This is a genomic window from Dyadobacter crusticola DSM 16708 (assembly GCF_000701505.1).
Lineage (GTDB): Bacteria > Bacteroidota > Bacteroidia > Cytophagales > Spirosomataceae > Dyadobacter > Dyadobacter crusticola.
This window is the reverse complement of record NZ_KL370787.1, coordinates 205,952-221,378: the sequence shown is the minus strand read 5'-3', so window position 1 is coordinate 221,378 and position 15,427 is coordinate 205,952. Positions and strand designations below refer to the sequence as shown.

At 47.6% G+C, this 15,427-nt stretch carries 11 protein-coding genes; 5 read left to right on the top strand and 6 right to left on the bottom strand.

Annotated elements, in window-relative coordinates:
* The first annotated feature begins 32 nt into the window (after positions 1-32).
* On the top strand, positions 33-449 hold the full coding sequence (locus Q369_RS0125700; protein WP_031530583.1) for a T9SS type A sorting domain-containing protein: 417 nt from the start codon (positions 33-35) through the stop codon (positions 447-449).
* 54 nt (positions 450-503) lie between these two features.
* Here Q369_RS0125700 and Q369_RS0125695 read toward each other — a convergent pair whose 3' ends face one another.
* The 5 genes from Q369_RS0125695 to Q369_RS0125675 all read right to left on the bottom strand — a co-directional run bounded on the left by Q369_RS0125695 (position 504) and on the right by Q369_RS0125675 (position 7,267).
* Positions 504-1,694, bottom strand: coding sequence for a glycosyltransferase family 87 protein (locus tag Q369_RS0125695; RefSeq protein WP_031530582.1), 1,191 nt, complete (start codon positions 1,692-1,694; stop codon positions 504-506).
* A 10-nt stretch (positions 1,695-1,704) separates the two neighbouring features.
* Positions 1,705-2,571 (bottom strand): alpha/beta hydrolase, encoded by an 867-nt coding sequence (locus Q369_RS0125690; protein WP_229206951.1) that lies wholly within the window; start codon positions 2,569-2,571, stop codon positions 1,705-1,707.
* Between the two features lie 105 nt (positions 2,572-2,676).
* Complete coding sequence (xrtN, locus tag Q369_RS0125685) at positions 2,677-3,984, bottom strand: exosortase N (RefSeq protein ID WP_031530580.1); 1,308 nt, start codon at positions 3,982-3,984, stop codon at positions 2,677-2,679.
* A complete protein-coding gene (locus Q369_RS0125680) occupies positions 3,971-6,544 on the bottom strand; it encodes an XrtN-dependent VIT domain-containing protein (RefSeq protein ID WP_031530579.1) in 2,574 nt (857 codons plus the stop codon). The genes xrtN and Q369_RS0125680 overlap by 14 nt, the downstream gene beginning before the upstream one ends.
* 135 nt (positions 6,545-6,679) lie before the next feature.
* Positions 6,680-7,267: a hypothetical protein gene (locus Q369_RS0125675; protein WP_031530578.1), complete on the bottom strand. Its 588-nt coding sequence runs from the start codon at positions 7,265-7,267 to the stop codon at positions 6,680-6,682.
* A gap of 106 nt (positions 7,268-7,373) precedes the next feature.
* Between Q369_RS0125675 and Q369_RS0125670 the strand changes: the two genes are divergently transcribed.
* The 4 genes from Q369_RS0125670 to Q369_RS0125655 all read left to right on the top strand — a co-directional run bounded on the left by Q369_RS0125670 (position 7,374) and on the right by Q369_RS0125655 (position 14,930).
* Positions 7,374-10,457 carry a PVC-type heme-binding CxxCH protein gene (locus tag Q369_RS0125670; protein WP_031530577.1) on the top strand — a complete coding sequence of 1,028 codons (3,084 nt, stop codon included), beginning with the start codon at positions 7,374-7,376 and terminating at the stop codon, positions 10,455-10,457.
* A gap of 77 nt (positions 10,458-10,534) precedes the next feature.
* The gene (locus tag Q369_RS0125665) at positions 10,535-10,789 is read left to right on the top strand and encodes a hypothetical protein (protein WP_031530576.1); all 255 of its coding nucleotides are present in this window, start codon (positions 10,535-10,537) and stop codon (positions 10,787-10,789) included.
* A gap of 414 nt (positions 10,790-11,203) precedes the next feature.
* A complete protein-coding gene (locus Q369_RS0125660) occupies positions 11,204-13,912 on the top strand; it encodes a PVC-type heme-binding CxxCH protein (protein ID WP_229206950.1) in 2,709 nt (902 codons plus the stop codon).
* A gap of 91 nt (positions 13,913-14,003) precedes the next feature.
* Positions 14,004-14,930 (top strand): hydroxypyruvate isomerase family protein, encoded by a 927-nt coding sequence (locus tag Q369_RS0125655; protein WP_031530574.1) that lies wholly within the window; start codon positions 14,004-14,006, stop codon positions 14,928-14,930.
* Between the two features lie 182 nt (positions 14,931-15,112).
* Here the strand turns inward: Q369_RS0125655 and Q369_RS0125650 are convergent, their stop codons facing one another.
* Complete coding sequence (locus Q369_RS0125650) at positions 15,113-15,424, bottom strand: isoamylase early set domain-containing protein (RefSeq protein WP_031530573.1); 312 nt, start codon at positions 15,422-15,424, stop codon at positions 15,113-15,115.
* Positions 15,425-15,427 lie beyond the last annotated feature (3 nt).

Here is a 15,427-nt window from a genome sequence, read left to right as displayed (position 1 = left end):
AAGATTTTACCCACAATAACCTTCATTAAGCTATGAAAAACATCTTGAAATCCGTTGCTGCGGCTGCATTCAGTTTGTTCCTGCTCAATCAGGAAGCATTTGCTATCGACCCTACTGAGGCAAAATCTCAATGCAAGAACAACACCTGTGAAAAATTCAGGATCGGTATGTACCGCGTCAGGGACACCGAAACGATGAACCTGCTGGTCGAGAAACAAAAGGGTGAGAAGCTTTCCATTCGCCTGACTGATCATAAGGGAACGGTACTGCACGAAGAGATGGTGGGTAAGTCGGTTATGAAATTTGGTAAGAAACTGAATTTCTCCCAGATGCGGGATGGTAACTATACGCTGATAGTCTCTGATGAAACCGAAAAAGTTGTTAAGAATATTTTCCTGTCGACCAACGAGGTGCGTGAAGTCAACAGGCTTTTAGTAGGATTAAATTGAGGTTCAATAAGGTGCGTTGCACGATCTGGCCGCAGGATCTCTGTAACGCCCTTTTTATTTTGCGCTTTCTGCCTCTTCAAAATTCCGTGGCAGCAGCTTGCCGACGGTGAGATCGTAAAGCAATTTGGCCCAGATCAATATACAGGGCACTGCCTTCACCACATACGGCTTCATCCATTCATTCCGGACGAATTTTGGGAAAAGATCAGTTGGCGACAGGATCGTAAATACCAGTGCAAGGATCAGCAAAATGTAATTTGCCTTGCTAGGAAGCTGGCTGTAATACCACAATGCCACGCCTGCGACAGCAATGATAAAGGTCGGCGATTCGGCCCGGTGATTGAAAATAACTACCCAGATCAGCACCGAAGCGAGCATTAAAATCCGGAATGTGTAATTGGAATATGCATTGATCCGCAACAAAGGAATGCAGAAAAGTATCGCACCGGCGACACTCACGTAGGTTTTGTTAAACTCTAACCCAAACCACGTCCGCAGCCAGCCGATCACCGAAATTCCGTCCGAGATGGAGTGGTCGTTGCTCAGCAAATTTCCCCAGCTTTTGTACAGGTAAATAAACTGCTCCGTATCCACTACCACCAGCGGAAAAATCGTAAAAAGCACAATCCAGCATGCGGTTGTGTAGGTAAGTTTCAGCTTGTTCGGATACAGCAGGTAAAGCGCCAGTCCCACAATCCCGAAGAGCTTAATGTAAACAGTGGAGACCAGGCAAAAGGAGGCCAGCCAGTATTTTCTGCGTTCGAGTGCCCCGAATGTAAAAAGCAGCAGCCCGGCAATCAATGCATTGCTCTGCTCGTTCTGGACAGAAGTCAGCATTTCAACTGCAACAAAAACAAGGATCAAACCTTTTGTCCGGAGATCAAATTTTGGAAGATAGTACACTGAATACAGCAGTACCACTACATTCAGGATATTCCACAGCGAAAGACCGAGAACGTCCGGGAGTATTGCTAAAACACCGAAAAGAAGCGCGAAAGTCGGACTGTATTTATACAGATCACCCTGCTCTTCGACATATTCTATATAAAGGTCTTTTCCCTCAATTAAATGAAAGAAAGACTGCTTAAAAATGATGTAATTATTGTAGCTAGTATAAAGTCGCCCTCCCTCCACGAAGCTTTTCAGCGGCGATAGGTAAGATTGCAGGCTTGCGAAAATCGCCATTCCCAAAAACAGGAACAGCAAGTGTTTTTGATTTACCAGAAAACGGTTCAGTGCGGTCATTTGTGTTCAGCTACTTCATGTAACCCATTGCTTTAAGCCAGCCTTCCATGGCGGCAGGCCAGTTGGCCAGGGAGCCTTTTCCTTTCGTGCGCATGCCGTAACCGTGGCCGCCTTTTGGGTAAAGGTGCATTTCTGCGGGTATTTTCTTCTTTTTCAATGCAAGATAATACTCAATGCTGTTTTCAACGGGCACTCCGGTATCGTCCATGGCGTGAACAAGGAATGCTGGCGGCGTTTGTTCGCTCACCTGCAACTCATTACTGTAATATTTGATCAGTTCTTCGGATTTTTCCGGACCCAACAAATTGTCGCGCGAGCCACCGTGAGATATCGCGGGCTGAAATGAGATCACCGGATAGAGCAGAATGGAAAAGTCGGGCTTGGCTGCGGGAGAAGCTTTCGGTCCCATATTGTAGTGAGTCGAAAGGGTAGCAGCGAGGTGCCCGCCGGCCGAAAAGCCCATTACGCCAACTTTACTTTTGTCAATATTCCATTTTGATGCATTGTCCCGGATTAGTTTCATGGCCTGCATAGCATCCATCAGCGGGACTTCGTGCTGGTGCTCCATTGCCTTTTCATTGGGCAGCCTGTATTTCAGTACAAACGCGGAGATACCACGGTCATTGAACCATTTGGCAAAGTCGCTGCCTTCGTGTGAAGCAGCCAGTATCCCGTAACCGCCGCCCGGACAGATCATAACAGCCGCACCGGTGGCTTTTTCTTTGGGGGCAATGTAAGCTGTGACGGTTGGAATGGTAACGCCGCTGATCCTGAGAATACCCTGCGCGTCAGTCTCGGATTTCTCCTGAATGCTGCTGCTTTTGAAATGAGGTACCTTGCCTTCCGGCCAAAGGTTAATGGTTTCTGTTTGTGCCATAACTGGGGAAAGAAGTAAGGTAAGGCTCCAAGCTGTGAGAATCCGTGCGATCGTTTTCATGGGTCAAATTTTCATCGAAAAGGCTGCGGCAGGCGCAATATACCCTCAAATGGACTTCAACCACGTGCGCACAGCTAAATTTAAGTCGTGCTCGCTACCCGCAGTGACATAAATCAGCTGAAAGTCACCTTCGCCCCGCATGGCCTTCCAACGCCAGTCGAGCTGGCTTATGGTGGTATAATGCTGATTGGAAAACCACCAGGCTGTCTGCAACTGGTCGCTCCCTTTTTTGAGTGTGCCTACGTAGACCGTTTTTCCTGCAAAATGCTTTTCACGAATGGAAGTCAGTTCGTAGCCTGAGCCTGTCCAGCAGATAGCAGGATTATGCTCTGTTGTGAAAAATTCAGGAATGGGTTTGATGTAAATAAGCGCCTGCTCGCTCTTGCATTGAATCACGCCATTTTTCATGACATCCGTTTTGTAAGCTCCTGGGATACTTACCGAAACTGTTTTTGCATTTGCTTGATCAGACGGGTTTCTGTGAGATACAAAGTAAACGCAGCAAGCCAGCACAGCGAAATGGACCAGTATGGATCTTCCACCAGGTTCCCATTGTGCCCACTTATCCCGGCAAAGTGCTGTGCCCCGGCTTGAATGCAGGTATTTGACTAAAAACGAAAGCGGAAGCCAGACGTAAACAAGTAAACAGATGATACCCGCCCAATCATGCAGCGGGTTTTCGGGACTGATATGAAATGCAACCAGCATTACAATCCGGATCAGATTGCTCAGAATATTAAGTAAGAAGGCGGCCAACAGGATCGCTAGTTGCAAGATTGGCTTTAATGCTTGTTGCGTTCTGCGTTGCTCGTGCACGATCAGGAAAATGCCGGCAAGAAGTGAAAAGCCCGTCATCTGAAGTCCCATACAAGCCGGGTCAACCGAGAAACCCGCGCCGTTCATCTCGATGATGTTCCCCGAGACAGTAACAGGAATGTTACCAGCTCGCAGAATAATAGCCGACCACTCGCTCAATTGAAGGCGGATCGGGAATGTGAAAACCTCAGAAACGTATTTGAAAAGAGGTGAAATAATTACGAGCAAAGCAGCAGGCAACAGGATGAACTTCCCGTAAAAATGTTGGACTGCAAATAAAGCGGCCGATACCAGCAGCAAATACCGGAAAGTCTGCTCATTCCTGAAAAAGCAGGCGACGATCAGTGCGCTCGCCAGTAAACCGAAGAATGTACCACTGCCGCGAGTTCCATTGTTTTGTAATACAAATGGGATCAATCCCGCTCCGATGAGGCTGGTTGCATCTGCTTTCAGGTAGCCGCTCGCAAAAAGGCTGCCGAACAACATCGTGTACCCTACCAGAAAGAACAATCCGGTGTATCTCTTACCAGCGAGCATAGTTCCTGAATGTGTAGTAGGTTACCAGCAATGCAAACAGGATAATAAGTACCCACTCGTGTGGCTCCGGTACCGCGCCGGAAGATTTGAGAGTAGCATTGTCGAGGCTTTTCTTGCTTTTTCTGATATCAAAATTGTCATAGTCTTTTTGACTTTCAAGAACAATCAAGCTGGATACGGGAGTGACGATATGTGCCTGATCCGCTTCATTTACCAATGCAGATACCAGAACCGAATCTTGCTGATACTGCCGGTCGAGGTAAGCCCGGCCGATTTTCTTCATGATTTGGTTGTAAGCAAACAAGCGAAGCAAATGGTCGGGCGCGCTGCCCTGAACCGGCTCGTTGCTTTCGACGATGATCATTTCGGAACTCCCGATCTTTAATGCGGATTGATCAACCTCAAGATCCGCGGGAAATTGTTGTGATGCAAGCAATTTCTCAATTTCTGCCAGGCCAGTTCGTTCATTTCTGATCAAGCGCAGCTCCTGCATTGTTTTGAGATAAGGAGAAAGCTCTTCGCCAAAATCAAATGTGCGAAGCCTTACCGGTTGAGTATCTCTTGCGATTGCTTTTGAAAATCCGCTGCCCGCCAGGTCTTTCAGATTAGGAGAAGTTCCGTTGCTTTTGGTGATTAAAAGTGCTTTCTCCCGGTTTGCAATGAGGTGAATGGGAAAAAGGGAGTAGTTGAAAGTGGAGAGTTTTTCAAAAATGGCATTCTGATTATCAGCTGTAAGTTGTTCCAGTTTGTTGTCAAAAACAAAAACCGGCTTTCCATTGGCCATTTCACCCACCTCATCAAAGTCAGCCCTGGACCAGGCTTTGTTAATGTCAAGGTAAATGGCTGCGGGTGCAAAAGTTTCTGCCGCCGCTTGAATGGGCATTGCTTTATACGACTTCCCATTGAACTGGAACACCGCATCAGACAAAGGCGGCGCAGGAAACCTTGCTTCCCACGCAGGCTGGTATTTTCCACTAAAAACAACTGTTCTTGAATCTTTCAACTGGGTTTTAAAAGGCAAATGAATGTCGCCGGGTTCATTCGTGAAGTTGAGCGACAAATGCTCGAAAGCTCGCTCGGCCGCCGGACCTTCAAACCAGATATTTTCATAAATCAGCTCACGACCTGCTGATTTTAGCGGAGATGTAATGCCAATTTTGAACCGCCGGTTTTCAACACTTGTACAGGGAAAAACCTTCAATTTCACTGCATTGCCTTCTTGCCAATGTACAACCGAGGGGTCGCGGGTTTCAATTCCCACAATGTTATTGTAAGCGAGGTCAGCCTTGGTTTGGGTAGTTAAGTAACTTTTTTGTTCAACACCATTGATCCATAACGAAAGCGAGCTCACTACCGAACCTTCCGGCAGGTGAAATGTGAACAATGCTTCTTCCTGCTGGAATTTGGAGGATGCATTGCTTTGTATATTGATCGTTTTCTCAGTATAAGCAAGCCTGAACTCAGGATATACCCTTGCATTGGTAAGCACATTGGCAGTAACCAAATCGCTGCCCGACCACAATCTTTCCTGTGTGAAATGCCTCGTGCCAAATAAAACGTCCAGTAAGCTGATCCTCTCTTTTTGTGTCAGGTCGGGTTTGGTCGAGAAAAGCGAAGCGATCAGTACAAGCGGATTATGCTCGGATAGCTTTTCCATGTTCAATGTACTCGGGGCTACGCTGAATAACTCTCCGGGCATTTGGTAAACGAGCCCTCCCATGACAATTTGTTTCGAAGTCCAGTCGGTCTCGATAACCTGGCCAAGCGATACCCATTTCGGCAGGTCACTAGCTTCTCGCATGGAGCTTTCGACAATCTGGTTCCGGATCTTTTCATTTAATACATTCCATCGGATCGAGTACCCCGATGCAAGAAGGAGAGGCACGATCAGGCCCGTTAAAACCGACAACCGATAGCTGCTCCATGCTGCCCGCAAGGCCCTGATATGTGAAATTGCAAGAAGCAATGGAATGAAAGTGTGTGCAGATAAACCCAGAAAAACGAGGAAGATCAGACTGGCCAAATAGAGCCGGGAGAGGTAAATGGCGTAGTAACACCATAAAACCGTGGAAGCCGCAAGAAGGAAAAACAAAGCACTTTTCAGGAATGCAGGCAGCGCCTTTTCCCATGCAAAACAAACACCGCTGAAAGCAAAAATTACAATCAATACACTCAGCCAGTCCGCCGATGCATTGAAAACGGGAAAGGAAAGGTTGAATGTAAAACAGCTAACCAGCCACACATAGCCGAGTAAGATCCGGTGGGGCAGGTACGCAGCCGGCTGTTTTTTCCAAATGAACCGTGCCTTACCTGTGGCTAAAAGCATCACCAGGTAAATCACAGACACCGCAAACGGCAGAATGAAGGAGCCGGGCAGCACATCATTGAAGAAAACGCCTTTTTGTGAGAGAAGGAGTGCAGCCGCATTCAACACCAGGCAGCCTAACCCGATAAAGTAATCAAAATCAGCTGTTGTTTGTCGCAGCCGCTGCTCGTCATTTTGAACACCGGTGTCGTAAACTTCTGGGGTTTCAGACGTTTTGGTAAGTGTAACTTTCATAGGTTATCAGTTTAAAAAGTACTTTGTAGTACAAAGTAAAATTGCGAACTTGATTAAACCTATTATTCAGTATGATAAACTTTGTGTTAACTCAGATGAATTAGCAAGCGGAAACGAATAGGAAATTAATTGCTATCAGGGTTTCGCCGGGTTGATCATAATGTGTGCGCGGTGCGTGCCGGGATCCATTATCCAGGGCATTCCGGCTACATCGGGTTTCAGGGGTAGACCGGTACTTTCAGCAGTAGCAAACGGGATATAAACCACATAACGCAAATAGCCGTTTTTCAGATTGGCAGTCGCTGCATCGTAATTGTCCATTGTTCCGGACAGTGCGAATAGCGTAGACGATTGTTTGGGCATACGCAGTTTTCCATCCTTTGCTTCTTTTTCCCGTATATCGAAGATTTCCTTTGGATTTTTGCCTTCCCGCGTCAATGCCCGCCCGCGTTCCATAAATGGTTCCAGGTCGGCGTGGTAGCAGGAAACTCCGATATCAGCTTTTGTGGGATCATCGGCCAGGCACACGTAGTCGTTTGTCCCTTCGCGAAGTACCGTAAATGTTCCGTCCGCCGAGTAACCGTAAACCTTTGCACCAGCCTGCTTTTCAGAGGGTGCCGCAAGGACAGCGGTCTTGATCTGAATGTCAGACGAGGGGATTTTTTGGGCGGCTGCGGGTAGTGCCAGAACAGCGGCGATCATGGAAAAAAAAGTTTTGTTCATAATAGTAAATGAAAGGTGGATTTTCTCTTATACTCTAAAAATAGTAATCTTTAATGTAAGGATCACACAATAAGGCCGGCTTTCCGGATCTTCACTATTTCACCTGATGAACTTAAAAAAATCCCTGATACTATTCCCGGCAGCCTGCCTGCTGGCTGGTTTGACCGTCGCTACTTACCAGCGTTCCAATCCCAGTACTCTGCAAAGCACCACGCTGGACAGTCTTTACAAAGACCTGACGGAAGCACAAAAACGATCTCCCAAATACGCAGTAGCCGGTTTGCAGGTGACCAATGGGCTGGAAGCAACCTTGTTTGCGTCGGAGCCGATGATCACCAATCCAACCAATATCGACGTCGACGAGCTCGGCCGGGTTTGGGTTTGTGAGGCTTATAACTACCGCCCGGCGATCAATGGAAATCCGACCAAGAATGAGGGCGACAGGATTATGGTTTTGGAAGATACCGACGGAGACGGGAAGTCGGACAAAAGCACAGTTTTCTATCAGGGTAAAGAAATCAATGCGCCGCTCGGAGTTTGGGTAATGGGCAATAAAGTGGTGGTTTCGCAAAGTCCGTACGTGTGGCTTTTTACAGATGAAAATGGTGATTTAAAGGCAGATAAGAAAGAAGTACTTTTTGAAGGAGTAGGCGGGGAGCAGCATGATCACGGTATGCACGCATTCGTTTTCGCACCTGACGGGAAGCTGTATTTCAATTTTGGAAATGAAGGCGGACAGTTGCTCGATGGAAAAGGAAAGCCGATTGTTGATAAAAACGGTAAGGAAATTGACTTTAAAAAATTAAAGCAGGGAATGGTTTTCCGCTGCGATCCTGATTTTACCAACATCGAGGTTTTGGGAAATAATTTCAGGAACAATTATGAAGTGGCGGTGGACAGCTACGGAACTATGTGGCAGTCTGACAATGATGACGACGGAAACAAAGGCGTGCGGATCAACTACGTAATGCAATATGGTAACTACGGCTACACGGACGAAATGACCGGCGCAGGCTGGCGCGCCAACCGAACCAATATGGAAGATTCCATTCCGTACCGCCACTGGCATTTGAATGATCCTGGCGTAGTGCCTAACCTGCTGCAGACTGGCTCCGGCTCGCCTACCGGAATGATAGTTTACGAGGGGAAATTGCTGCCGAAGGAATTTTATGGTCAGATGATCCACTGCGAGCCTGGTCATAATGTACTTCGTTCATATCCGGTTGAAAAATCAGGGGCAGGTTATACAGCTAGAATCGTGAATATCGTCGATGGAAAAAGAGATCAATGGTTTCGGCCAAGCGATGTTTGCGTAGCGCCAGACGGATCTTTGATCGTATCGGACTGGTATGATCCGGGAGTAGGCGGGCACCAGGCGGGAGACCAGCAGCGCGGCAGGATTTACCGCATTGCGCCGACAAATACACCTTATCGCATCAAAAAAGCGGATTTTTCAACAGTAGCAGGCGCAGTAGAAGCGTTACAAAGTCCTAATCTCTCGGTGCGCTTTCTTGCATGGAATGCGTTGGAGAAAATGCAGGAACAGGCAGTGCCTGCTTTGGAAAAGTTGTTTAAAGATAAAAATGCAGATTACAGAATGCGTGCGCGTGCTTTGTGGGTTTTGAGTAAATGGCCGGCAACGAGCAAAAAGAACATCGATCTGGCGATCAAAGATCTGAATCCTGATATGCGAATTGCAGGTTTACGCGCGGCCAGTGAAGTAAAAGGTGCGGATTTGACAGGGTATATCAAAACTTTGGCAAAAGATAAAGACGCACAGGTACGGAGAGAATGTGCATTGATCCTGCATCATCACAATTCCCCTCAATCTGCAGAACTATGGGCTGAGCTGGCCAGGCAGTACGACGGGAAAGACCGCTGGTACCTGGAAGCTTTGGGTATCGGCGCAGACGGACAGTGGGACAGCTTTTTCAATGCATGGAAAGCCAAAGCTGGGGCTAATCCGATTGGTACCCAGGCTGGAAAAGACATTGTTTGGCGGTCGCGCGGGAAAGAGTCTTTGCCACTGCTTGCTTCACTGGCGGGTGACCCGAAGGTGGACTTGAAAAGTCGGCTGCGGTATTTCCGTGCATTTGATTTCAATGAAGCGCCTAATGAGAAATCTTTGGCTTTGCTGAAAATCATGAAAGGTTCCGGGCCTGATCAGGAAAAGGTAAATGAGCTTGCATTGCGGCATCTTGACCCTGCATTTGTCAAACAAAATGCGGAAGCAATGGCGGCATTGAAGAAAATGCTCGATGCCTCTTATAGTACTCCGGCTTATCTTGAATTGGTAACAAAGTACGAGTTAGCGTCTGAAAACGAACGATTATTGGATATGGCGCTTAGTGAGTCGGCAACAAGACTTGGGCCTGCGGCAGCTACGCAATTGATGAAGCAAGGCGGTGCGGATCTTGTCTGGGGTGTGATAAAAGGCAGTGAAAATGCAAAAAGCGAGCAGCTACTTACGGCGCTTAGGTCGGGAGGTGGAAAGGAGACGCTTGAAATTTTGAAGAAGGTCGCTACCGACGAAAAATATCCCCTGTCGCAGCGCATTGTGGCGGCAAAGTCGCTGGGCGGCACGATGAGCGGAGAAGATGAAGTTCTTGAGTTGCTGAAAAAGGGTAAGTTGGAAGGTGAAGTGAAAGTTGCAGCTGTAAAAGGACTGAGCGGCGCGTGGCGTAAATCGGTGAAAATGGAGGCTGCTAAGTATATGGAAGGAGGCGCAGTTGCCGCACGTAAACACCCCGAAACAAAGGAGTTGATCGGAATGAAAGGCGATGCTACGAAGGGTAGGCAGATATTTACAAACTACTGCTCAGTATGTCACCAGGTGAATGGCGAGGGAATGGATTTCGGGCCGAAATTGTCAGAAATAGGTAGTAAGCTGCCGAAAGAAGCGCAGTATGCGGCTATTTTCGAGCCGAGCGCCGGAATCGGATTTGGGTATGAAGGTTTCGAAGTGACTTTCAAAGACGGTTCCGTCGTAACCGGGATTGTGGCAAGCAAAACGGAAACTGACCTGATCCTCAAATTCCCGGGCGGATCAACGCAGGAGTATAAAATGTCGCAAGTTAAATCCATGAAGCAGCTCAAAGATTCCATGATGCCCGCCGGCTTGCAGGACGCGATGACCACCGACGAGCTGGTTAGCTTAGTGGATTATCTGAGTGGGTTGAAGAAGAAGTAAGAACGAGAATTGACATTCTGGATATGAAACTCGGCTTTGTAAGCGCATTAACCTGAAAAAATTTGTAAATTCAAGTTATGAACACGGTAAGAGTTGAAATTGAAAACGATCAGGATATTCCTCGACTTGAAAAGTTGTTGACAGAACTTGGCCACAAATTCTACTTTGAATTTCAGCCGGATGAATCCACCATTATCCCGGAGAATGCGAAGTCTGGGATCGCTGAGGGGCTGAAAGATAGAAATGAAGGAAGGGTGGTTGACAACTTTCAGGCACGGCAGCGGATTGACCGGAAGATATCCGAAATGCAACAAAAGGCCGGAGGGCAGTGACAGCAATACACTGGACCAATCGTGCCATTCTTGACTATGAGATTTTGACTGAATATCTCTTTGAAACTTGGAGCGAAGGAATTGCTTTAAGAGTACTATCTGAGATTGACCATCAGATCGAGAGAGTTCGGCAAAGTCCACTTCAATTCCCGGTTGTTGAGCCCAAACGCAGATCAGGCGCTGCGTAGCATCCCCGCAAACTTCTATTTTCTTCGTGATTGAGCCTGAAAGTATATTGCTGTTATCGATTTTCGACAATAGGTTAGATCCGCAAAAGCGGCCGAGGTAAGTTGTGCTTTTCTCCTCTGTAACCTTATTTTACTTCTTGTATCTTTTCAAAACTTCTCTTCCTTATTCAGGAAACATCAGGTATTTTTAAACGTTTTTTGAGAGTCTGAATCATCCGAGGTCGTTTTGAAACCATTCCATTCTTTTAAGTCTGCATTCCTATTCACCGTAGTTACTTTCCTCCTTCCTGCTTACGGTTTTTGTCAAGTTGCCGATTCAACAGCTGTTGATTCTGTGGCTGCTATCAGTCCCGACAGTGCTTATGCATTGCTTTCCGAACCCGAAAAGCGGTTTGCCAGGAATGCAGTTGCCGGCTTGAAAGTGGCCGATGGACTGGAAGCTACGCTTTTTTCATCTGAACCAAACATCATCAACCCGATCAATATCGACGTGGACCACCGCGGCAGGGTTTGGGTTTGCGAAGCCTATAATTACCGGCCGGCCGTCAATGGAAAATCGGAGCTTGGAATGGGTGACAGGATTATGATCCTGGAAGACAAAGACGGTGACGGAAAAGCGGATGTTACCAAAGTGTTTTACCAGGGGCCGGAGATCAATGCGCCGCTGGGTATCTGGGTAATGGGCAATAAGGCGATTGTTTCGCAAAGTCCGTACGTGTGGCTTTTTACGGATACCAATGGCGACGACAAGGCGGATACCAAAGAGATTTTGTTCAAAGGAATTGGTGGTACCCAAAATGATGCAGGTGTGCACGCATTCGTTTTTGGTCCGGACGGAAAATTTTACTTCAACTTCGGGAATGCAGGCCGGCAGCTTGTGGATGGTCAGGACAGGCCGCTGCTGGATAAATATGAAAGACCTATTGATTTTAGACAATTCAAGCAAGGTGTCGTTTTTCGCTGTGAACAGGACTTTACCAAAGTGGAAATCATGGCGGAGAACTTCCGGAATGGATTTGAAGTCGCGGTGGATAGCTATGGTACCATGTGGCAGTCTGACCAGGAAGAGCCTGGAAATGGCGGCGACCGGGTTTCTTATGTTATGGAAAACGGAAATTTCGGGTACATAGATGAAATGACCGGCGCCAGCTGGCGGCTCAACCGTACTAACCTGGAAGACGAAGTGCCGCGCCGTCACTGGCACCAGAATGATCCCGGCGTAGTACCCAACCTGCTTGAAACAGGTTCAGGCTTTCCGATGGGTATGACGATCTACGAAGGAGAGCTGCTGCCGCGGCGTTACTGGGACCAGATCCTGCTCGCTGACGCAGGCCAGCGTTACGTAAGTTCGTTTCCGGTAGAGAATGACGGAGCAGGATATAAGTCAAAGGGCATGGAGCCGATCGTAGAAGGTACCCGCGACAAATGGTTCAGGCCGACCGATGTTTGTGTCGCACCTGACGGTTCACTGATCATTTCCGACTGGTATGATCCGGTTATCGGGTCTCACAAAATGAAAGACAAAAGCCGCGGTCGGATTTTCAGGATAGCGCCTCAGGGTACACCCTATACAATTCCCGTTTTTGATCTGAATAATCCGGAAGAAGCAGTAAAGGCGCTTCAAAGTCCTAACTTGTCAATGCGGTATCTCGCCTGGAATGCATGTGTAAAGCATGGGTGGAATGCAGAGCCTTATCTCGAAGAACTTTTCAACAGATACAATGCAAACCCAAAGCTGCGCGCCCGTGCATTGTGGGTTTTAAACCGGATCGAAGGGTTCAATTACCGGAGTCTGGACATTGGATTCCGACATTTGAATCCTAACATCAGAATCACTGCTTTGCGGGCAGTAAGGCAGCGCAACAGCGATCCTACCGAGTATATCAAACGGCTCACTTCCGATCCTGATCCGCAGGTAAGAAGAGAATGCGCGCTCGCGATCAACCATAATCACACTTATGAAGCTTTGGATGTGTGGTTGCAGCTCGCCAAACAATACAAAGGAAATGACCGCTGGACAGTGGAAGCTTTGAGTATCGGTGCATTTGATCAGTGGGAACGGATTTTTCCGGCCTGGCTTGAAAGACAAAAAGGTAAACCAACTGCAACCGACGCGGGAAAAGATATTGTCTGGCTGGCCCGTACACGCCAGGCTATTCCGTACCTGACCGAGGCAGCTGCGGACACTTCTGTTGCTTTCAAAAGTCGGTTAAGGTATTTCCGCGCATTCGACTTCTTCCGGGCAGGATATGAAAAATCCCAGGCCTTGCTGAATGTACTGACAGTACCTTCCAGCGATCGCATTGAGGTAAGCAAGCTTGCATTGCTGCATTTGGACAAATCTTTTGTTACCAACTCCCAGCAAGGATTAACTGCGCTCAATAAGCTGCTCGACGAAACCTACGGTACCGAGCATTACATTGATTTGATGACGAGGTATGCGCTTGAATCTGAAAATGACAGGCTGCTTAAAATGGCTGTCGACAAATCAGACGATGTGCTTGGAAGAGACGCCGGTGCTTTATTACTGGAACAGGCGGGGATCAGCTACGTCAATGAAAAGCTGGCGTCGATGAATGACGCAAGGAAGATTGCATTGCTCGCATCATTTCAGACAGTCGGCAGCAGCGAGTCTGTTTACCTGCTGCGTTCTATGGCGGTTGACCCGAATGAATCAGCGAAGGTACGGGAGAGCGCAGCCAGGTTCCTCGGCGCGAGCTGGCCAGGCGAGGAGGCGGTTGTGAAGCTGCTGACGGAAGACAGGCTTGCAGGCGGTGTGAAGGAAGCTGCTTTGGATGGTGTCAGGAATGCATTCAGGGAGGAAATAAAGGCGCAGCTTGCTCCCTATTTCCCGAAGCCAAAGGTAGAAGAAGCTGAGTCAGCACCTGCCAAGCCAGCCTCGAAAAAAGAGCGCCGCCGTCGCCGCAGGTCTTAGGCAAAAACGCATTTTTAAAATAATGGGAGCAGTTTTGAGGTAAATTGTCTTTCCAAAATTCTTTACATCCTAAACATAACTAACGAAATATATGCTTCGTAGAAATTTTGTAAAATCTACACTAGGTCTCGCGGGAGCCGCAGTTGCAGCTGGAAATGCATTTGCTGGACAGTCTGCTCCCACTGCCAAAAACCAGTTCAAGCTTAAATACGCCCCGCATTTCGGAATGTTTCAGAACAAGGCTGGGAAGGACGTAATTGATCAGCTGAAATTTATGGCTGACAATGGATTTATGGCGCTGGAAGATAATGGTATGATGGGCAGGCCGGTAGAAGAGCAAGAAAAGATCGCGAAGGAAATGGCGCGCCTCGGCATGCAAATGGGCGTGTTCGTGGTTGATAAAGGAGGTAATGGCGCTAATACGCTGGCAGCGGGAAAGCAGGAGTACATTGATATTTTTCTCAACGGCTGCAAAAAAGCAGTGGAGGTTGCCAAGCGCGTGAATGCAAAATGGATGACAGTTGTACCGGGTGATTTCGAAAGAAACCTGCCGATCGGCGTGCAAACCGGGCACGTAATAGATGCATTGCGCCGCGGCGCGGAGATACTCGAACCGCACGGTCTGGTCATGGTTTTAGAACCACTTAGTGATAGCCCAAATCTATTCCTGCGTACTTCTGAGCAGACTTACGAGATCTGCCGCGGAGTTAACAGCAAGTCTTGCAAGATACTTTACGATATCTACCACATGCAGAAAAACGAGGGTAGGCTGATCTATAACATCGATAAAACGTGGAGTGAGATCGACTACTTCCAGATCGGAGATGAGCCGGGCAGAAAAGAGCCGACTACCGGGGAAATCAATTACAAAAACATTTTCAAATACATTTACGACCGCAGCAAGAAGGAAAACAAATCTTTCATCATGGGAATGGAACATGGTAACTCCAAATCCGGCGCAGAAGGCGAAGATGCATTGATTAAGGCGTATGTGGAGAGTGATGCGTTTGTGGTTTAGGGAACTTCGGCAATCGGCTCTCGGCAGTCGGCTTTGAAGTTCAATTGCGATTGTGATACTGAGTTAAATAGAAAAAGAACCCGAAGTAGAAATACCTCCGGGTTCTTTTTTGTATTCGATAGCCGATAGCCGATAGCCGATAGCCGATAGCCGATAGCCGATAGCCGATAGCCGATAGCTAATTAGCTACAAACCACTACCGAATTTTCCGATGCTTCGTCAACGCCCGCTGGTACGTATTTGTCTGCTTCCCAGTCGTTTTCCCACTTTTCATCATCGAGGATATAGCGGAACTGATATTCGCCTGCGCCTAGTTCGAGGCTTGTTTTGAATGATCCGTCTTTTTGCTTTTTGAGTACAACTGCTTCTGGATTCCACTCATTAAATTCTCCAACAAGGGCAACTTTCTTCGCTTCGGCAGCCGCCTCAGCAGGAACTGTAAATGTTACTTTGTAAACAGATTTACTCTTTACAAATTGTTTCGTTAATGCCATAAT

Bases quoted from the DNA above. Each gene is read 5' to 3' on its own strand.
- Q369_RS0125700 (WP_031530583.1), top strand. From the start codon at position 33: ATGAAAAACATCTTGAAATCCGTTGCTGCGGCTGCATTCAGTTTGTTC.
- Q369_RS0125695 (WP_031530582.1), bottom strand. From the start codon at position 1,694: ATGACCGCACTGAACCGTTTTCTGGTAAATCAAAAACACTTGCTGTTC.
- Q369_RS0125690 (WP_229206951.1), bottom strand. From the start codon at position 2,571: ATGGCACAAACAGAAACCATTAACCTTTGGCCGGAAGGCAAGGTACCT.
- xrtN (WP_031530580.1), bottom strand. From the start codon at position 3,984: ATGCTCGCTGGTAAGAGATACACCGGATTGTTCTTTCTGGTAGGGTAC.
- Q369_RS0125680 (WP_031530579.1), bottom strand. From the start codon at position 6,544: ATGAAAGTTACACTTACCAAAACGTCTGAAACCCCAGAAGTTTACGAC.
- Q369_RS0125675 (WP_031530578.1), bottom strand. From the start codon at position 7,267: ATGAACAAAACTTTTTTTTCCATGATCGCCGCTGTTCTGGCACTACCC.
- Q369_RS0125670 (WP_031530577.1), top strand. From the start codon at position 7,374: ATGAACTTAAAAAAATCCCTGATACTATTCCCGGCAGCCTGCCTGCTG.
- Q369_RS0125665 (WP_031530576.1), top strand. From the start codon at position 10,535: ATGAACACGGTAAGAGTTGAAATTGAAAACGATCAGGATATTCCTCGA.
- Q369_RS0125655 (WP_031530574.1), top strand. From the start codon at position 14,004: ATGCTTCGTAGAAATTTTGTAAAATCTACACTAGGTCTCGCGGGAGCC.
- Q369_RS0125650 (WP_031530573.1), bottom strand. From the start codon at position 15,424: ATGGCATTAACGAAACAATTTGTAAAGAGTAAATCTGTTTACAAAGTA.